The sequence below is a fragment of the Nocardia sp. NPDC004568 genome, from assembly GCF_040609955.1.
GTDB lineage: Bacteria > Actinomycetota > Actinomycetes > Mycobacteriales > Mycobacteriaceae > Nocardia.
In genome coordinates this window covers 32,365-50,094 of sequence record NZ_JBEXLL010000039.1, presented here as the reverse complement: position 1 = coordinate 50,094, position 17,730 = coordinate 32,365, and the positions used below count along the sequence as shown (strand labels likewise).

Below are 17,730 nucleotides of genomic sequence, written 5' to 3'. Positions count from 1 at the left end.
AGACAACCCGAATACTGTAACTCAGTCACCGCATAACTCCTGAATCGGGTAGGGGGCGGCACGTCGACGCCTGGTCAGCACCGTCACGTAGCCTGGACAGGTTGTCCCGATCGTCCGAAAGGTTGTTTCCGTTGACCGCCTCCACCGAGGGCTCCGTCGCACCCGCTGCGCGCGGATTGGCCGCCGAGGTGTCGCGGCGCCGCACTTTCGCCGTGATCTCCCATCCCGACGCGGGTAAATCGACGCTCACCGAAGCTCTCGCGCTGCACGCGCGCAAGATCGCCGAAGCGGGCGCCATCCATGGCAAGGCCGGACGTAAATCGACGGTATCGGACTGGATGGAGATGGAGAAGGCGCGCGGTATCTCGGTGAGCTCCACCGCGCTGCAGTTCAACTACCGGGCCGCCGGCTCCGAGATCGACAATGTGATCAATCTCGTGGATACCCCCGGCCACTCCGATTTCTCCGAGGACACCTACCGCGTGCTGACCGCGGTCGACGCCGCGGTGATGCTGATCGATGCCGCCAAGGGCCTGGAACCGCAGACATTGAAACTGTTCCAGGTGTGTCGGCACCGCGGTATCCCGGTGATCACCGTCATCAACAAATGGGACCGGCCGGGCCGCGCCCCGTTGGAACTGCTCGACGAGATCGACGAGCGGATCGGCCTCACGCCGACGCCGCTGTTCCTCCCGGTCGGTATCGCCGGCGATTTCCGCGGCCTGCTGCGGCGCGGGCCCGACGGCGTCCCCGCCGAATACATCCATTTCACCCGGACCGCCGGCGGCGCGACCATCGCGCCCGAGGAGTCGCTGACCCCCGAGGCCGCCGAGGCCCGGGAAGGCGAGCCGTGGAGTACCGCCGCGGAGGAGAGCGAACTGCTCTCGGCCACCGGCCAGGACCACGACCAGGAACTCTTCCTCGCCGGGCAGACCTCCCCGGTGATCTACGCCTCGGCCATGCTCAACTTCGGTGTCCGGCAGCTGCTGGAAACCCTGGTGGCGCTCGCGCCCGCGCCCGGCTCCCGGGCCGCGGTGGACGGCACGTCGCGCCGACCCGCGGACCCGTTCAGCGCGGTGGTGTTCAAGGTGCAGGCCGGGATGGATACCGCCCACCGCGACCGGCTGGCGTTCATGCGGATCGTGTCCGGCGAGTTCGAACGCGGCATGGTCGTCACCCACGCCCAGACCGGTCGTCCGTTCGCGACCAAGTACGCGCTCACCGTGTTCGGCCGGGAACGCGCCACCGTGGACACCGCCTATCCCGGTGACGTGGTGGGCCTGGTGAACGCGACCGCGCTGGCCCCCGGGCACACGCTGTTCGTGGACAAGAAGGTCGAGTTCCCGCCCATCCCGTCGTTCGCGCCGGAACATTTCGCCGCGCTGCGGGCGCAGAGCGCGGGCAAGTACAAGCAGTTCCGCAAGGCCATCGACCAGCTCGATTCCGAGGGTGTGGTGCAGGTCCTGCGCAATGATTCACGCGGCGACGCCTCGCCGGTCCTCGCGGCGGTCGGCCCCATGCAGTTCGAGGTGGTCACGGCGCGTATGCAGGGCGAGTTCGGCGTCGAGACCCAGCTCGACCACCTCGCCTATACGATCGCCCGGCGCACCGACGCCGAATCGGCGTCCGAACTCGACCGCCAGCGCGGTGTGGAGGTGTTCACCCGCAGCGACGGGGCGATCCTGGCCGTGTTCAGCGATAAGTGGCGGTTGCAGTACATCCAGAAGGAGATGCCCGACCTCACCCTCGAACCGCTGGTCGCCGCCGCGGACTGAGCCGGCTCAACCGGCCGCCCGGTCCTCCGGCCCCGGATATTCGCGGTCGGTGTCGATCTCTCCGTTCCCCGCCGGCGCGCTGGCCTGCGGATAGTCGCGCGGGACACGCTCGACTTCTTCGACACCGGAGGCCTGCTGGATCAGCCCCCACCGGTTGGCGGTCAGCCGCAGGCTGGGCAGATCACCCAGTGAGAGCACCACCTCGTAGGTCCGTTCGTAACCGGTATGCGCGATCCGCCAGCAGCCGTCGTCACAACGGACGTATCGGTCGTTGTAGTAGGCGGAACCGCGCATCAGCATATTGTTCTCCGGAATCAGCGCGGTATCGGACAGATACCAGATTCCGGTCGCGCGGTCCCCGTCGACATCGATCTCGGGGTGATCGCAATGATGTTCGGTGATGACGTGCGGCCCGAGTGTATTGCGGAGAAATGTGAGGAATGCTTCCCGGGATTCGAACTGCAGATATTCGCTGTAGGTGGCCGTGGCCTCCGGGATCAGCGTATCCGCGAGGTCGTCCCAGAGTTTGGTGTCCAAGGTGCGCAGGTATCGGTATTTCAGGCGGTGTATCGCCAGCATGTCGTCGGTCGCCACAGCGGTCACCCCAGGTCCTTCACCGGGCCGCATCGGCCCCATCGTCAGCGGCACGTCCCCTTCGGGCTCGAGCCGCGGGGGCAGCGAGACGTCGAGCCCGGCCCCCAACGCGGCCGCCAGTGCGGCGCCGGAGAAGGCCATGGTCTCGCTGCTCTGGCCCGGCCGCCGCGGAAAACCACCCGGGCGCGGCCCGGGATCGTTGCGCTCTTCGCCCTGGTCCATCTCTCCACCATCCCACCTGAAATGGACAATTTGGGAGGTAATTCAGATCTGTATCGGATTGCTATCCTGCGTCGGCGATATCACGGACCGTGGGCACAGATCACCGATTACGAAAGGGACCCGGCAGATCCGCCGGGGGGCCTGTTCCGGCCGATATCAGGGCCGTTCACCGTTGCCGATGGTGAAGCAGGTCCGGCAGAAATCCTCTCCGAACTCGGTCAGACGCAAACTTTTGCGGACAATTTTCGGTGCGCGGCCCGCTTTTTTCAGTGCGGCCTCCACGATCGGCTGGACCTCCAGCACCATATAGCGGCTCAGCACCACCGGATCCTCGGAATTATGGGTCAGGCCCAACCGGCTCAGGTTGATCAGGTACGAGCGCGCGCGATCCATGTACCGCACCCCGGCCTGCTCCGGTACCGAGGTCAACCCCCCGGCGATCAACTCCGATCCGATACCCAGCGGACGGTTGGTGCGCACATCGACCGTCGGCTGCGGCCCGTTGAGGGCCATGTAGCGCAGGATGCGGGCCTCGTCGGGCGCCAGTTCGTCCAGGATCCGGTCATAGGCCGGATGCACCTCTTCGGTGAAGTACACATCCGCCGACCGGGCCAGCAGGGCGTCCCCGCGCCGGCGCAGTTCGGCGACGCTGGCCGAGCGCAGATAGGAACCGACCGCCACGGTCTGCTGGGGCGGGGTCTGCCCGGTGGGGACGTAGCTGACGATCTCGCGCACCGACCCCTCGGTGACGCCGAGGGCACTGCGCGCGATGGAGCGCAGCGCGTTACCGGTCCGCTCGGCGATCTCGGCCGAGGATTCCCCGTCCAGGGCGGCCTGGGTGATCTCCCGCGTCACCTCGTAGGAGGTGTTGACCGCCCACTGGCCGCCGCGCACCACACCGCCCGCCGCCAGACCGGCCGCCCGGAACACCCCGCGGATGAGACGGGCCTCGTTGCTGATCTGCCGCTGTTCGACGTCGGCGCTGCGTTCCACACTCGACGGAGGCCGGCGTTCGACATCCGAGGCGGGAGCGCCTCTACCGTTCGGCGACGGCGGGCGCGCGATGCCCGATACCCGCACGGCACCCGGCGGCCCGCTGCGCTGCACGGCACGGGAACCGGTCCGGGGGATCTCCTGTCCGGTCCTGTCGTCTGCCACGTCTACTCCGATATCGCCAGATGAACGAATCCGCTCACCGATTATTGCCCATTCGCCGCGATCACTCGCCGCCGGACCATGAATCCGGCTCTCGTCTGGGACACTGATGTGCCGGGCCCGAACGCGCTACCGCCGGGACGTCCGCCGCAGCGCGGTCGCATCCGGTGGTAGTGCTAATTTGAGGATCCCGGTGAGGCGGCGATCACCGGAGCAGGAGGGTGTGTCGTGTTGGAGAGTGTATTCGGGGTGCACCCGACGATCCTCCTGGAATTGCTGACCATTCCGCTGTTCACCGGGGTCATCGGTTACGTCACCAACTGGACCGGTGTGCTGATGCTGTTCCGGCCGATCGCATTCCACGGTGTCCGGGTACCCGGCCTGCGGTATCTGTACCCGTACCTGCCCAAGCGGATCCAGATCCTGCCGCTGCTCAGCCACGACGGCCGCTTCGGCTGGCAGGGCATCGTCCCCTCACGCGCCGACAAGATGGCCAGTATCGCCGTGGACAAGGGACTTTCGAAACTGGGCAGTGTCACCGACTTCTACCGGGAACTGGAGCCCGACGCCCTCGCCGAGCATCTGGCGGGGACGGCCGAGACACAGATCCGCGATATCGTGGAGTCGATCCTGCGCCGCGAACATCCGCAACTCTGGTACAATCTGCCCACCCAGGTCCGGGAGGCAGTACACGAAAGAGTACGCCGGCAACTGCCGGATATTCTGCGCGAACTCACCACCGAACTCGGCGCCAACATCGATCAACTGCTCGATGTCAAACAGATGGTCATTCGTTATTTCCAGGCCCGGCCGCAACTGCTCAATCAGTTGTTCCAGGTGCTCGGCGCCAAGGAGCTGCGGTTCATGCAGAATTTCGGCCTCTACTTCGGCGCCCCGATGGGCGTGGTGCTGGTGGCGATACTGCATCTCACCGGCTGGTCCACCCTGGCGGTGCTGCCGATCGGCGGGGTGATCATCGGCTGGGTCGTCAACTGGGTCGGCCTGAACATGATCTTCGCGCCCGCCGAACCGAAATGGTGGTGCCCGTGGCGGCAGGGCCTGCTGATCAAACGCCAGAACGAGATCACGACCGGATACGCCGAACTGGTCTCGACCCAGGTGATGACGGTGGCCAATATCGGGGACGAACTGCTGAACGGCCCGAAATCCGACCGCACCCTGCAAATGCTGGAGGACACCCTGCGGCCCGCCGCCGACCGGGCACTGGGGCCCGCCCGCGGGGCGGTGAAACTGGTACTCGGCAGCCGTGACTACCGGACCCTGACCGAGACGCTGACCTCTGAGGCCATGGCCATCGCGCCGCTGGCCTTCGCCGACGAGGACTTCAATATGCGGCAGGGCAAACAGATCGGCGCCTATATCTCCAAGCAGATGTCCGAACTGTCGCCCAACGATTTCGTCGATATGCTGCGGGCGGCGATCAAACAGGACGAATGGTTGCTGTTCGTGCACGGCGGCGTGCTCGGACTGTTCGCCGGATACGCGCATATCCTGGTCTTCGGAACGGGGGTGGCGACGACATGGCTGTGAAACGGGAAACGCGGGACAGCGGCGAACCGGAGCGGCGCGACGGTAGCGGCCGGGCCGGGGAGAGCGGGCGGCCCGGTGGCCCCGCCGCGACGGTGCGCGCGGTCAGCGGAGTCGCACGGGTCGCGGCCTCGGCGGTCTCGGGCACCACCCGCTGGGGCGTGCACACCGCTCTCGATATCACCGAGACGGTGGTGCGGGGCAGTATGGCCGGGCTCCCGCCGGCCCAGATCCGTACCGAGGCGGTCGCGCAGGCGCAGGACGCGCTGCGCCGGGCGCTGGGTGTCGCGGCGGCGGAACCGTCGGCTCTCGACAACCCGACCGAACGGTCACTGCGCGAACAGGGGGCCGCGCTGTTGCGCCTGGCCGCCAGCCCCCGCGCCGCCGACGAGGGCCATCCGGCCTTCGCCCGCATACTGGCCGAACTGACTCCCGACGAGGCGCGCATCCTGCGCCTGCTACGCCTCGACGGGCCGCAACCGGCTGTCACGGTCCGCGGCGGGCGCCGCGCCCGGCGTGGCTCACGGAAGGCGGAACAGCGGTCCGGTACGGCCGAGATCGGGGTCAGCATGATCGGCGAGCACGCCGGTTTGCGCCATCCCGACCGGGTCCAGCGCTACCTGGCCAATCTGCGCCGGATCGGACTGATCGAGTTGCTGCCCGAACCGGTGGGCACACCCGAGCGTTATCAACTGCTGGAAGCCCAGGCACCCGCGATCGAATTGCTCGAGCGGGCCGGTGGTCGCGGCAGGCTCCAGCACCGCGGTATCGCGCTCACCCCGTTCGGCGGCGAGTTCGTCCAGGCCAGCCTCCCGATCAGCGGGGAGAGCGGCCCGGCGGCCGAGAACCACTGAACGCCGGGGCACTCATACCTGGTCGGCGAGCTCCATCCAGCGCTCTTCGGCCGTTTCCTTCTGGGCCTGGACATCTTTGAGTTCGGCGCCCAGTGTCATCAGTTTGCCGGGTTCGGTGGCCGCATCGGCCAGCGCCGCGTGCAGGGCCGTCTCCCGCTCGCCCAGTTTGTCGATGGCACGTTCCAGCCGGGTCAGTTCCTTCCGGGCCGCCCGGTAGGACGCGGAATCGGTCTGCGGCGCCGCCGGCTGCGACTGTGTCGTCGCCCGGGTGGGACTGCCGGCCGCGAGTTCCGCGCGGCGGCGCAGGTACTGGGTGATCCCACCGGGCAGGTTGGTGAGCGCGCCGTCGCCGAACAGCGCCCAGGTGGTATCGCAGATCCGCTCGACCAGATAGCGGTCGTGGCTGATCACCACCAGGGTTCCGGCCCAGTTGTCCAGCAGGTCCTCCAGCTGCTGCAGGGTGTCGATATCGAGGTCGTTGGTCGGTTCGTCCAGCAACAGCACATTGGGCTCGGCCATCAGGATGCGCGTGAGTTGCAGGCGGCGCCGCTCGCCCCCGGACAGGTCGCGCACCGGGGTGCGCTGGCGGGCCGGGGTGAAACCGAGCCGTTCGGCGAGTTGCCCGGCGGACAGCTCCAGCGCCTTGCCACCCTCCCCCAGCGTGATGCGCATGGCGATCTGCTGTACCGCCTCGAGCACCCGCATATCGGTGGGCAGATCGTCGAGTTCCTGCCGCAACCAGCCGATCCGCACGGTCTGGCCCTGGATCCGTGTGCCGGACACCGGGTCGATATCACCGGCGAGCGCACGCAACAGCGTGGTCTTGCCCGATCCGTTCACCCCGACCAGACCGACCCGTTCCCCGGGGGCGAGCCGCCAGGTGAGATCGCGGACCAGCTCCCGGCCGTCCGGGGTGGCGAGGGTGGCGTCCTCGAGTTCGATCACCACCCGGCCCAGACGCTTCTTGGCGAATGCGGTGAGCGAGACCGAGTCGCGCGGCGGCGGCACATCGGCGATCAGTGCCTCGGCGGCCTCCACCCGATAGCGCGGTTTGGAGGTACGGGCCTGCGGGCCTCGCCGCAACCAGGCCAGTTCCTTGCGCGCCAGATTGCGGCGGCGGGCCTCGGTCGCGTCGGCCTGACGGGCGCGTTCGGCCCGCGCGAAGATCCAGTCGCCGTAGCCGCCCTCGTAGGTTTCGACCCGGCCGCCCACCACCTCCCAGGTGCGGGTGGCGACCGTGTCCAGGAACCAGCGGTCGTGGGTGACGACGACGAGCGCACTACGCCGGGCCAGCAGGTGTCCGGCCAGCCATTCCACCCCTTCGACGTCGAGATGGTTGGTCGGCTCGTCGAGGACCAGTAGATCCAGCTCTCGCACCAGCGCGGCCGCCAGCGCCACCCGGCGACGTTCGCCGCCGGACAGATTGGTGACGGAGGTGTCCAGACCGAGGTCGGCGATACCGATACCGTCCAGCACCGACCGGATCCGCGGGTCGGCGGCCCATTCGTGTTCGGCGATATCGCCGGTGGGCGCGTCATCGGCCAATCCGGCCAGGACCACCTCGCCGACGGTGGCGCCCTCGGGCAGCACGCCCCGCTGGGTGACCACCGCCATGCGCAGCCCGCCGAGCCGGCTCACCCGGCCGCTGTCGGGCTCCTCGATACCGGTCAGCACCTCCAGCAGCGTGGTTTTGCCGCCGCCGTTGAGGCCCACCACCCCGATCCGGTCGCCGGCGTGCACACCGAGCGAGACACCGTCGAGCAGCGGTGTGATCCCGAAACTCTTGCTGACCTGTTCGAGGTTGATCAGGTTGGACATGGATCCTTCCGCCTCCGGCTGCCGGCCACGCCTCTACGGGGCCCAGCTCAGCCTAATGGTCGCTGTCGGGACCAGCCCATCCGCAGCCCGCGCGGCCGGCGCGAAGACGCAGGTTCACCCGGTACCGCCCAGCCGGTCGCTGCCCATGGAATACCGGAGCGAAGAGCAAGGCACCCCCGACGCCACAGCCGGTCACTACCCATGAAAGATGGGAGCGAAGGGACAGTTCCGCCGACAGGCACGGCCGGTGCAAGGCCCGCCCGGGGCCGCCGGGAAGACAGAGGTACACCCCGGTGGACGCTGCCGGGGCGCGGCCCATCCGCCATCCGCGCACGGTCGGAGCGAGGCGGACGCGCACCCGTCGACCCGCCGGAAGCGGCCCCGAGGTGGCCGGCGGTCCGGTGATCAGGCGCGGCGCGGGCCCGGCCCGGGGTCGGGTGCCGGATGGTGCGGTTCCTCGTGGCCGATCACCCGCGCGCCGGGGACCGGGCCGCTGGCCGTGCGCACGCTGCGGGCCACCCCCGCGCCGGACAGTTCCGCGGCGACCGCCACCGCCGATTCCGCCGATTCGCATAGGAACGCGCAGGTCGGACCGGATCCGGAGACCAGTCCGGCCAGAGCGCCGACCTCCACGCCGGCCCGCAACGTGCGGCGCAGCTCGGGGCGCAGCGAGACGGCGGCCGCCTGCAGATCGTTGCCGAGCAGGGGAGCGAGCTGGTGGGCGTCGCCGGAGGCCAGTGCCTGCATGATCTCCTGAGGCGCGCCGAGCCGGGGCGGTTCGCCCTGGACCCGCAGCCGGTCGAGTTCGGTGAACACCTCGGGCGTGGACAGCCCACCCTTGGCCAGCGCCAGCACCCAGTGGAAGGCGTTGCGGGACAGCACCGGGAGCAGCCGTTCACCGCGCCCGGTGCCCAGCGCGGTGCCACCGTGCAGGGCGAAGGGCACATCGCTGCCCAGTTCGGCGCCCACCGCGGCGAGCTCGTCCCGATTCATCCCCAGTTCCCACAGCTCGTTCAGCCCGACCAGCGCGGCGGCCGCGTCGGCGCTGCCGCCGGCCATACCCCCGGCGACCGGGATGCCCTTGTCGATGGAGATCTCCACCAGTGGCGCGCGTCCGGCCACCTGGGCGAGCCGGACGGCGGCCTTCCACACCAGATTCGTCCGGTCGGTGGGGACTTCGGCGGCGCCCTCCCCGGTGACCCGCAGGGTGAGCGAGTTGGCGGGGGTGATCTCCAGGTCGTCGGCGAGCGACAGGGCCTGGAACACGGTGGTGAGCTCGTGGTAGCCGTCGGCGCGCAGGTCACCCACTCCCAGATGGAGGTTGACCTTCGAAGGAGCCCGCACGGTGACGGGACTGGGCACAACGGACAGCACGATGACCCAGCCTAATAGGCGCAGTTGGCGAAGCCCATCCACAGCCAGCGGACGGCGACGCCGGACCGCCGCCCACCCCCGCGCCGGACCGCGTGGCGGCCGCCCAGATGTCCGCCACCGCCAGATCGGGCTCGCCGTTCGGCGGAACCATGCGATAGTGCATCACCACGTATTCGTCGTCGGCGACCACACGGGCCGGCTCCAGGCGCGACTCGGCGACGGCCGCCCGCGCGATGAATTCGACGAACGCGTCCTTTCCGGAGGGGTTCCCCGGACTGTGTTCGAGGAAGTCGTCGTACAGCGCCGCACGGAGCGGCCCGAGATCACCCGCCGTGAATTCCGCGAAGACGTGCAGGACCAGTTCTTTGTTGCGAAGAGCCACGTTGTCGTTCGTCATACCGCCGAGCGTGGCAAGGGCCGGTCGGGATGTCGATTACACGTGATGTAATGGCGATCGCCGCCCACACGCGGCGATACTGGGCCGGTGAACGGGGAACGACCGGTCGGTGAGTTGCTGCGGGAGTGGCGGCTTCGGCGTGAGTCGAGCCAGCTCGATCTGGCCATCCGAGCGGAGGTGTCGGCCCGGCATATCAGCTTCGTCGAAACCGGTCGCACAGTGCCCAGCCGGCCCATGCTGTTGCATCTGGCCGAACAATTGAACATTCCGCTCCGCGAACGCAACCGGGCGCTGATCGCGGCCGGGCACGCCCCCGAGTTCACCCGCCGCTCCTGGACAGACCCCGCGCTGGGCCAGGCGCGCCGGGCCGTGCAGCGGGTGCTGCGAATGCACGAACCCTTTCCCGCATCGGCCGTCGACCAGCACTGGAATCTGGTGCAGTCCAACGACTGCGTCGACGTGTTCTTCACGGAGATAGAACCCCGATCTGTTCGAACCACCGGTCAATATGATGCGACTCGCGCTACATCCGCGCGGGCTCGCTCCTCGGCTCGGTAACCTCGCACAGGTCCGCGCGTTCCTGTTGCCGCGCCTGGCGCGCCGGGTCACGGCGACCGGGGATCCCGCACTCGCCGCGCTGTACGAGGAACTACGGTCCTACGGTCCGCCGGAGGCCACCGACACCGACCCCGCGGAGATCGCGCTCCCCATCCTGCTTCGCCACGGCGGCGCCGACCTGTCGTTCTTCAGTACGATCACCACTTTCGGCGCGGCGTTCGACATCACCCTCGACGAGGTCGCAGTCGAGGCGTACTTTCCGGGAGACGATCGGACCGACTCCTATCTGCGCGACCTGGCCGCCGGCCGGTAGCGCCATATCCTCTCGCCCGTTCCGCTGGCCCGTCCTGCGCCCGGAGTCACGCGGGCCTCCGCGAGCTGCTGTGGGTGCCGTATCGCGAGTACCCGGCGACACCTGTTTCCGTCGAGGTCGAGACCGTCGCCACCCGAGGCGAGGGAAGGCCGTGGCGAGCGCTCGGCCGGATGCGTTGCGGACATGTACCCCCCGGGGGTATATTGAAGGAGTTCCGCACCGGGAACGAGCACAAAGGAGATGTCATGGCCACGACCAGCACCTACACCGTCACCGGCATGACCTGCGGACACTGCGTCCAGTCGGTTCAGACCGAGATCGGCAAGATCGACGGTGTCACCGGCGTCGACGTGGACCTCGCGTCCGGCCGGGTCGTCGTCGAGGGCAGCGCCCCCATCGCCGAGGCCGATATCGCCGCGGCGGTGGACGAAGCGGGTTACGAGATCGCCAGGTAATCGGGCGAACGGAGTCGATCCGAATGGATCAGGATTGCGCGGCGAGGCGGACGAACGCCGCGGTGTCCAGGGTTTCCCCGCGGGCAGTCGGTGCGATCCCGGCGGCGAGCAGCCGCCGCTCGGCTTCCGCGGGGCCACCCGCCCATCCCGCCAGCGCGGCACGCAGCGTCTTGCGGCGCTGCGCGAACGCCAGATCGACCACCTCGAAAACCCGGCGCCGGTGCGCCTCGTCGACCGGCCAGGGCGATTCGGTGAACCGATCGATGCGCACCAAACCCGATTCGACCTGCGGCACCGGCCAGAACACCTGACGGCCCACCGCACCCGCTTTGCGCACGGTCCCATAGAACCCCGCCTTCACACTGGGCACCCCGTACACCCGGCTGCCCGGTTTCGCGGCGAGCCGGTCGGCCACCTCGGCCTGCACCATCACCAGTGTGGTCGTGATACTCGGGAACTCGGCGAGCAGATGCAGCAGCACCGGCACGGCCACGTTGTAGGGGAGATTCGCGACCAGTGCGGTCGGCGCCACCGCCAGCGCCGCCGACCCGATCCGCAGTGCGTCACCCGGGATCACGGTCAGCCGCTCGGCCAGCGGGGCCGCCCGCTCCCGCACTGTCGCGGGCAGTTGCCCGGCCAGCACCGGATCGATCTCCACCGCGAGGACGGCATCCACCACATCCAGGAGCGCCAAGGTCAGGGAACCGAGACCGGGCCCGACCTCCAGTACGGTATCCGCCCGCCCGACACCGGCCGCGGTCACGATGCGCCGGACGGTGTTGCCGTCGTGCACGAAGTTCTGGCCGAGTTGCTTGGTCGGGCGCACACCCAGCCGCTCCGCCAGTTCGCGCACCTGCGCGGGCCCCAGCAGTTCGGCCTGACCACGCAGCATCATCTCGGCATCGGACACCGGGAGAACCTACCAACCCGGGCCCGGCCGCCCTCGCGGGCGGGAGCTCAGGCCGCGTCGAGGACCGGCGAGTACGACACACCCACCGGGGCGGAATGCGCCCGTTCACGACCCGAGTCGTGGGTGGCGATGGCCGCACCGGCGCCGGCGATCAAGGCCACCAGCACAGCGGCGATGACCAGGTACAGCAGGGGCGAGCGTGAGGAGTTGATCCTCGCAAAGGGTGACACGGTCACGAGACGATAACGAAGCCGCCGGTCCCCGACAACCGCTGCGAACCGAATCGATATTTTTTCACATCTCCGAATGGCCCCCATGTCCCAGGTAGGAGAAATGCCGGCAGCGCGATTTGTGATTCAGATCACTCAAGATCAACGGAGCTCAGCTGCGGCCGAACCGATAGATCCGGCGCGCGTTCGCACTGCTGATCTCGGCCAGTTCAGCCGGATCCTGGCCACGGATCTCGGCCACCGCGCGCACGGTGTACGGCAGGCAGTACGGCTCGTTCGGCGCACCCCGGAACGGGTGCGGGGTCAGATACGGCGCGTCGGTTTCGAACAGCAGCTGCTCGTCCGGCACCACCCGCACCGCTTCCCGCAATTCGTGCGCGTTCTTGAAACTCGCCGTCCCCGAGAAACTCAGGACATATCCCTCCGCCACACACGACACCGCCATATTCGCGTCCGAGGAGAAACAGTGGAAGATCACCGTCTCCGGGGCGCCCTCGTCGAGCAGCACGGTCAGCAGGTCGTGATCGGCTTCCCGGTTGTGGATCATCAGCGGTTTACCGAGGCGCTTCGCCAGATCGATATGCCAGCGGAACCCCTCGATCTGGGTGTCGACGTCCGCGCAACCTTCCAGCTTGCCCGGCCAGTAGTAGTCCAGTCCGGTCTCCCCGACCGCCACCACCCGGGGGTCGGCGGCCAGTTTCTCCAACTCGGCCCGCGCCGCGTCGTCGAGCGCGTTCGCCCGGGTGGGATGCAGCGCCACCGCGGCGTACACCCGGTCGTCCCAGTTCGCGGCGTCCACGGCCCAGCGGGCGGCGGTCAGATCATCGGCGACGGTGACGACCCGGCCGACGCCCACCCCGGCCGCCCGGTCCACCATCTCCGCCACCGACGCCGCGTCGGTGGCGCCGCAGGCGTCCAGATGGGTGTGCGCGTCGACCAGCGGCGTCAGCGGCTCCGGCAGCGGCGGCGCGGGACGCTGGGCGCTCATCGGTCCGCGCCCCGGCGCGGAAGCGGGCGAACCCGCGGTACGGGGCCCGCCGCGCGGACGGGCCCGGATTCACGCAGACGTTCGAGAAAAGGCACGGGCACCACACTAGAGACCCCTGGTGCGGCCGCACCGAAGACAGCGCGCACCGCGGTCCCGGCCCGGAAGGCGATCGGCGACGCCTATCGATTCCGGTGCGCGCAGCCCTGCCAGTACCCTCTGATGGCATGAACACGCAGTCGAGTCGGGTTCACCGCGGTCCCCATGATGGAATCGACACACCATGAGCGCAGTCGATCGTCCCGCCTTCTACATCACCACGGCCATCGCGTACCCCAACGGTGCGCCGCATATCGGGCACGCCTACGAGTACATCTCCTCGGACGCGCTCGCCCGGTTCAAGCGGCTCGACGGGTACGACGTGTTCTTCATGACCGGAACCGACGAGCACGGTCAGAAGATGCAGCAGACCGCCGCCGCCGAGAACATCCCGGTGGAGGAGCTGGCCGCCCGTAACTCCGATGTGTTCGAGCGGATGGACAAGTCGCTCGACGTCTCCTACGACCGGTTCATCCGCACCACCGACGCCGACCACCAGCTCGCCAGCGCGGCCATCTGGCAGCGGATGCTGGACAACGGCGATATCTACCTCGACAACTACTCGGGCTGGTACTCGGTGCGCGACGAGGCCTTCTACACCGAGGAGGAGACCACGCTGCTCGACGACGGCAGCCGCGTCTCCACCGAGACCAACACGCCGGTCACCTGGACCGAGGAATCCAACTTCTTCTTCCGCCTGTCGGCCTACCAGGACAAACTGCTCGCGCTCTACGACGAGCACCCGGAGTTCATCGCCCCGGCCACCCGGCGCAACGAGATCGTGAGCTACGTCAAGGCCGGTCTCAAGGACCTGTCCATCTCCCGGACCACCTTCGACTGGGGTGTACCCGTCCCCGATCACCCCGACCACGTGATGTACGTGTGGGTGGACGCGCTGACCAACTACCTCACCGGCGTCGGCTTCCCGGATACCGGGTCGGCCGCGTTCCGGAAGTACTGGCCCGCCGATGTGCACATCATCGGCAAGGACATCACCCGCTTCCACACCGTGTACTGGCCGGCGTTCCTCATGTCGGCGGGGATCGAACTGCCGCGCCGGGTCTTCGTGCACGGCTTCCTCTACAACAAGGGCGAGAAGATGTCGAAGTCGGTCGGCAATGTGGTCGACCCGCTGGACCTCGTGGAGGCCTACGGCCTGGACGCCGTACGCTTCTTCCTGCTGCGCGAGATCTCCTACGGCCAGGACGGTAGCTACAGCCACGAGGCGATCGTCTCCCGGATCAACGCCGACCTCGCCAACGAGTTCGGCAACCTGGTACAGCGCAGCCTGACCATGGTCGCCAAGAACTGCGGCGCGGCCGTCCCCACACCGGGCGAGTTCACCGCGGAGGATCGCGCGCTGCTCGATCGCGCGAACGGCCTGCTGGAACGCTGCCGGGCCGAATTCGACGTCCAGCAGATGCATCTGGCGCTCGAACAGATCTGGCTGACCCTCGGCGAGACCAACCGGTACTTCAGCGCCCAGGCGCCGTGGGCGCTGCGCAAATCGGGTACCGAGGAGGACCTCGCCCGGATGGCCACGGTCCTCTACGTCACCCTCGAGGTGGTCCGGATCGTGGCGATCCTGGTCCAGCCGGTCCTGCCCGGCTCGGCCGCGCGGATCCTGGACCTGCTCGCCCAGCAGGACCGCGATTTCGCCGCGCTCGCCACCCCGCTGGTACCCGGTGTCGCGCTCCCGGCTCCCGCACCGGTGTTCCCGCGCTATGTGGAGCCGAACACCGAGGACTGATCCGGCGCCGGATCAGTCCACCGCGGCGCGGCGGGCGGCCAGCACGGCGTCGTAGAGTTCCCGCCGGGACACCCCGGCGACCTCGGCGATCTCCGCGCTCGCGTCCTTGAGACGCAGCCCCGCCGCGGCGCGCTCCTCCACCTGGGCCACCAGATCCTCCGGATCCACCACGGTGGCCGAGGCGCCCGCGAGCACCACGGTGATCTCACCGCGCGCTCCGTCCACCGCCCATTGGGCCAGTTCGGCGAGCGTGCCGCGCACAACCTCCTCGTAGGTCTTGGTGAGTTCCCGGCACACCGCGGCCCGGCGATCCCCGCCCAGTACCTCGACCGCGTCGGCCAGGCAGTCCGCCAGCCGATGCGGGGCCTCGAAGAAGACACATGCCCGCTTCTCCCCCACCAGCGTGCCCAGCCACTCCTTGCGCCGGCCGGATTTCCGGGGTGCGAACCCGTCGAAGCAGAACCGGTCCACCGGCAGCGCCGACAACGCGAGCGCCGTCGTCACCGCCGAGGGACCGGGCAGACAGGTCACCGGCAGCCCGCGTTCGGCACAGGCCGCCACCAGCCGGTAGCCGGGGTCGCTCACCGACGGCATCCCGGCATCGGTCACCAGCAGAACGCTACGGCCGTCCGCGATCTCGGTCAGCAGCGCCGGCACCCGCGCCTCCTCGACGTGATCGTAGAAACTGACCACCCGCCCCCGGATCTCCACCCCGAGCGCGTCCGCCAGCGACCGCGTCCGCCGGGTGTCCTCCGCGGCGACGATATCGGCGCTGCCCAGCGCCTCCCGCAGCCGGAGCGAGGCATCCCCGATCGCCCCCAGCGGTGTGGCCGCCAAGATCAACCCACCGTCGGTCACCACGCTCCTGCCCGGCCCGGCCGGTCCGAACCTGTCGATGTCGGCAGCCTAGCGGTGTTCCTCGGCGTCGCCTCCGGCGCCGCGGGGTTGCGGCCTTGCTCTCGCGGAACTCGACGCATGCGGTCGCGTCGGCGTCCGGCGTCCGGATCAGTGCCGACTCGACCGCGCGACGCCGGAGGCGGCGCCGAAAAACAGAGCACATAAGCTCGAGCCGTGAATCAGCTGACCGAACCGCGCCACCGCGCGGCCTGGCGGCCGCCGCGCACCTGGTCGAGCCCGGCCCCGCTGCGGCCGGCGCCGGATTTCGGTCCCACCGATACCGTGCGCGGGTGGGTGGTCAGCCTGTTCCTGACGGTGGTCGCGGCCATCACCCGCTTCACCATGCTCAACTATCCGACCGATGCGGGCACGCCGGTCTTCGACGAGAAGCACTACGCCCCGCAGGGCTGGCAGTTCCTCACCGGCGGGATCGAGGACAACCCCGGTTACGGGCTGGTGGTGCATCCACCGGTCGGTAAACAGATGATCGCCGTCGGGGAGGCGCTGTTCGGCTACAACGGCTGGGGGTGGCGGTTCTCCGCCGCGCTGGCCGGTACGGTGCTGATCCTGCTGGTCATCCGGATCGTGCGGCGGATGACGCGCTCCACCATGTTGGGGGCTCTGGCCGGGATCCTGCTGATCGCGGACGGGACCACCTTCGTCTCGTCGCGGATCGGGATGCTCGACATCTTCATCACGGTGTTCGTCACCGCCGCGTTCGGCTGCCTGATCGTCGACCGTGACCAGGTGCGGGCCCGGCTGGCGCGTGCCGACGCCGAGGGCCGGATCGGGCAGACCCCGTGGGGTCCGCGCCTGGGAGTGCGCTGGTGGCGGTTCGGGGCGGGGATCCTGCTGGGCCTCGCCTGTGGCACCAAATGGTCGGGGCTGTACTTCATCGCCGCGTTCGGGGTGATGAGCATCCTGTTCGATCTGTTCGCGCGCCGCACCTACGGCGTGGGCAGACCGGTGTACGGCACCGCTGTCCGCGATCTCGGTCCCGCACTGTACGCGCTGGTGCTCATCCCGCTGGGCGTGTACCTGGCGAGCTACACCGCCTGGTTCCGGAGCGAAACCGCCGTCTACCGCTACATGGCAGGCAATCCGTCGGCACCCGAGGACGGGATCGGCACCGGCGGATTCTGGTCGCATGTGGTCCCCGACGCCCTGCGGTCGCTGTGGTTCTTCCATTCCCGCACCCTCACGTTCCATTCCGAGCTCACCAATTCCGCCGGCAACCATCACCCGTGGGAATCCAAACCGTGGACCTGGCCGATGGGATTGCGGCCGATGCTCTACTACTACGCCGACGACGGGGTCACCGGCTGCGGGCAGACCGAATGCGTGAAAGCCGTCATGCTCGTCGGTACCCCCGCCCTGTGGTGGGTGTCGCTTCCCGTGCTCGCGTGGGGTATCTGGCGCTGGATCGTCCGCCGGGACTGGCGGTACGCGGCCGCTCTCACCGCCTACGGCGCCGCGCTGCTGCCCTGGTTCCTGACCCTCGATCGCCAGATGTACTACTTCTACGCGGTCACCCTGGCCCCGTTCCTGGTGATGGTGGTGACGCTGGTACTGGGCGACATACTCGGCACCGCCAGACGCCCGGTCGCCCGCGGCCCGGGCGGCGTATTCCTGCCCCCCGAACCCAGCGAACGCCACAGCCTGGGCCTCCTGGTGGTCTGCCTCTACCTCGCCCTGGTGATAGCCAACTTCATCTGGCTGTGGCCCATCCTCACCGGCCTCCCGATCACCACCGGCAACTGGCAGGACCACCTGTGGCTCCCCAGCTGGCGATAACC

General features: G+C 68.8%; 17 protein-coding genes. 8 read left to right on the top strand and 9 right to left on the bottom strand.

Annotated features, from left to right (window positions below):
* Positions 1-131: 131 nt before the first annotated feature.
* Positions 132-1,775 carry a peptide chain release factor 3 gene (locus ABZV91_RS18685; protein WP_355242932.1) on the top strand — a complete coding sequence of 548 codons (1,644 nt, stop codon included), beginning with the start codon at positions 132-134 and terminating at the stop codon, positions 1,773-1,775.
* A 6-nt stretch (positions 1,776-1,781) separates the two neighbouring features.
* On the opposite strand, the gene ABZV91_RS18680 is transcribed toward ABZV91_RS18685, so the two are convergent.
* Both ABZV91_RS18680 and ABZV91_RS18675 read right to left on the bottom strand, forming a co-directional pair.
* Positions 1,782-2,402, bottom strand: coding sequence for a nuclear transport factor 2 family protein (locus ABZV91_RS18680; RefSeq protein ID WP_355242971.1), 621 nt, complete (start codon positions 2,400-2,402; stop codon positions 1,782-1,784).
* A gap of 345 nt (positions 2,403-2,747) precedes the next feature.
* Complete coding sequence (locus ABZV91_RS18675; RefSeq protein ID WP_036514401.1) at positions 2,748-3,584, bottom strand: DUF4393 domain-containing protein; 837 nt, start codon at positions 3,582-3,584, stop codon at positions 2,748-2,750.
* Positions 3,585-3,974: 390 nt separating this feature from the next.
* On the opposite strand from ABZV91_RS18675, the gene ABZV91_RS18670 reads away from it, so the two are divergent.
* Both ABZV91_RS18670 and ABZV91_RS18665 read left to right on the top strand, forming a co-directional pair.
* Positions 3,975-5,297, top strand: coding sequence for a hypothetical protein (locus ABZV91_RS18670; protein WP_355242929.1), 1,323 nt, complete (start codon positions 3,975-3,977; stop codon positions 5,295-5,297).
* Positions 5,288-6,148 carry an Abi-alpha family protein gene (locus ABZV91_RS18665; protein WP_355242926.1) on the top strand — a complete coding sequence of 287 codons (861 nt, stop codon included), beginning with the start codon at positions 5,288-5,290 and terminating at the stop codon, positions 6,146-6,148. Before ABZV91_RS18670 ends, ABZV91_RS18665 begins: the two co-directional genes overlap by 10 nt.
* Positions 6,149-6,160: 12 nt before the next feature.
* Here ABZV91_RS18665 and ABZV91_RS18660 read toward each other — a convergent pair whose 3' ends face one another.
* The 3 genes from ABZV91_RS18660 to ABZV91_RS18650 all read right to left on the bottom strand — a co-directional run bounded on the left by ABZV91_RS18660 (position 6,161) and on the right by ABZV91_RS18650 (position 9,737).
* On the bottom strand, positions 6,161-7,966 hold the full coding sequence (locus ABZV91_RS18660) for an ABC-F family ATP-binding cassette domain-containing protein (RefSeq protein WP_355242923.1): 1,806 nt from the start codon (positions 7,964-7,966) through the stop codon (positions 6,161-6,163).
* 405 nt (positions 7,967-8,371) lie between these two features.
* Positions 8,372-9,340 carry a 4-(cytidine 5'-diphospho)-2-C-methyl-D-erythritol kinase gene (locus ABZV91_RS18655; RefSeq protein WP_355242920.1) on the bottom strand — a complete coding sequence of 323 codons (969 nt, stop codon included), beginning with the start codon at positions 9,338-9,340 and terminating at the stop codon, positions 8,372-8,374.
* Positions 9,267-9,737 (bottom strand): nuclear transport factor 2 family protein, encoded by a 471-nt coding sequence (locus ABZV91_RS18650; RefSeq protein WP_355242917.1) that lies wholly within the window; start codon positions 9,735-9,737, stop codon positions 9,267-9,269. Before ABZV91_RS18650 ends, ABZV91_RS18655 begins: the two co-directional genes overlap by 74 nt.
* An 87-nt stretch (positions 9,738-9,824) precedes the next feature.
* Between ABZV91_RS18650 and ABZV91_RS18645 the strand changes: the two genes are divergently transcribed.
* From ABZV91_RS18645 to ABZV91_RS18635, 3 genes are all read left to right on the top strand, one after another.
* Positions 9,825-10,295, top strand: a complete 471-nt coding sequence (locus ABZV91_RS18645) for a helix-turn-helix transcriptional regulator (RefSeq protein WP_355242914.1) — start codon at positions 9,825-9,827, stop codon at positions 10,293-10,295.
* Positions 10,246-10,608 (top strand): hypothetical protein, encoded by a 363-nt coding sequence (locus ABZV91_RS18640; RefSeq protein ID WP_355242911.1) that lies wholly within the window; start codon positions 10,246-10,248, stop codon positions 10,606-10,608. The genes ABZV91_RS18645 and ABZV91_RS18640 overlap by 50 nt, the downstream gene beginning before the upstream one ends.
* 245 nt (positions 10,609-10,853) lie before the next feature.
* On the top strand, positions 10,854-11,063 hold the full coding sequence (locus tag ABZV91_RS18635) for a copper ion binding protein (protein WP_030522301.1): 210 nt from the start codon (positions 10,854-10,856) through the stop codon (positions 11,061-11,063).
* A gap of 28 nt (positions 11,064-11,091) precedes the next feature.
* On the opposite strand, the gene rsmA is transcribed toward ABZV91_RS18635, so the two are convergent.
* From rsmA to ABZV91_RS18620, 3 genes are all read right to left on the bottom strand, one after another.
* Complete coding sequence (gene rsmA, locus ABZV91_RS18630) at positions 11,092-11,973, bottom strand: 16S rRNA (adenine(1518)-N(6)/adenine(1519)-N(6))-dimethyltransferase RsmA (protein ID WP_355242908.1); 882 nt, start codon at positions 11,971-11,973, stop codon at positions 11,092-11,094.
* Between the two features lie 47 nt (positions 11,974-12,020).
* Entirely contained in the window at positions 12,021-12,203 is a 183-nt protein-coding gene (locus ABZV91_RS18625) for a hypothetical protein (RefSeq protein ID WP_355242906.1), read from the bottom strand.
* 151 nt (positions 12,204-12,354) lie between these two features.
* Positions 12,355-13,191: a TatD family hydrolase gene (locus ABZV91_RS18620; RefSeq protein WP_355242903.1), complete on the bottom strand. Its 837-nt coding sequence runs from the start codon at positions 13,189-13,191 to the stop codon at positions 12,355-12,357.
* A gap of 280 nt (positions 13,192-13,471) precedes the next feature.
* On the opposite strand from ABZV91_RS18620, the gene metG reads away from it, so the two are divergent.
* Positions 13,472-15,037 carry a methionine--tRNA ligase gene (metG, locus tag ABZV91_RS18615; RefSeq protein ID WP_355242900.1) on the top strand — a complete coding sequence of 522 codons (1,566 nt, stop codon included), beginning with the start codon at positions 13,472-13,474 and terminating at the stop codon, positions 15,035-15,037.
* A gap of 12 nt (positions 15,038-15,049) precedes the next feature.
* On the opposite strand, the gene rsmI is transcribed toward metG, so the two are convergent.
* Positions 15,050-15,895: a 16S rRNA (cytidine(1402)-2'-O)-methyltransferase gene (rsmI, locus tag ABZV91_RS18610; RefSeq protein ID WP_355242897.1), complete on the bottom strand. Its 846-nt coding sequence runs from the start codon at positions 15,893-15,895 to the stop codon at positions 15,050-15,052.
* 222 nt (positions 15,896-16,117) lie between these two features.
* On the opposite strand from rsmI, the gene ABZV91_RS18605 reads away from it, so the two are divergent.
* The gene (locus ABZV91_RS18605) at positions 16,118-17,728 is read left to right on the top strand and encodes a phospholipid carrier-dependent glycosyltransferase (RefSeq protein ID WP_355242967.1); all 1,611 of its coding nucleotides are present in this window, start codon (positions 16,118-16,120) and stop codon (positions 17,726-17,728) included.
* The last annotated feature ends 2 nt before the right edge of the window (positions 17,729-17,730 follow it).

Bases quoted from the DNA above. Each gene is read 5' to 3' on its own strand.
- ABZV91_RS18660 (WP_355242923.1), bottom strand. From the start codon at position 7,966: ATGTCCAACCTGATCAACCTCGAACAGGTCAGCAAGAGTTTCGGGATC.
- ABZV91_RS18650 (WP_355242917.1), bottom strand. From the start codon at position 9,737: ATGACGAACGACAACGTGGCTCTTCGCAACAAAGAACTGGTCCTGCAC.
- metG (WP_355242900.1), top strand. From the start codon at position 13,472: ATGAGCGCAGTCGATCGTCCCGCCTTCTACATCACCACGGCCATCGCG.
- ABZV91_RS18635 (WP_030522301.1), top strand. From the start codon at position 10,854: ATGGCCACGACCAGCACCTACACCGTCACCGGCATGACCTGCGGACAC.
- ABZV91_RS18680 (WP_355242971.1), bottom strand. From the start codon at position 2,402: ATGCGGCCCGGTGAAGGACCTGGGGTGACCGCTGTGGCGACCGACGAC.
- ABZV91_RS18640 (WP_355242911.1), top strand. From the start codon at position 10,246: ATGATGCGACTCGCGCTACATCCGCGCGGGCTCGCTCCTCGGCTCGGT.
- ABZV91_RS18665 (WP_355242926.1), top strand. From the start codon at position 5,288: ATGGCTGTGAAACGGGAAACGCGGGACAGCGGCGAACCGGAGCGGCGC.
- ABZV91_RS18620 (WP_355242903.1), bottom strand. From the start codon at position 13,191: ATGAGCGCCCAGCGTCCCGCGCCGCCGCTGCCGGAGCCGCTGACGCCG.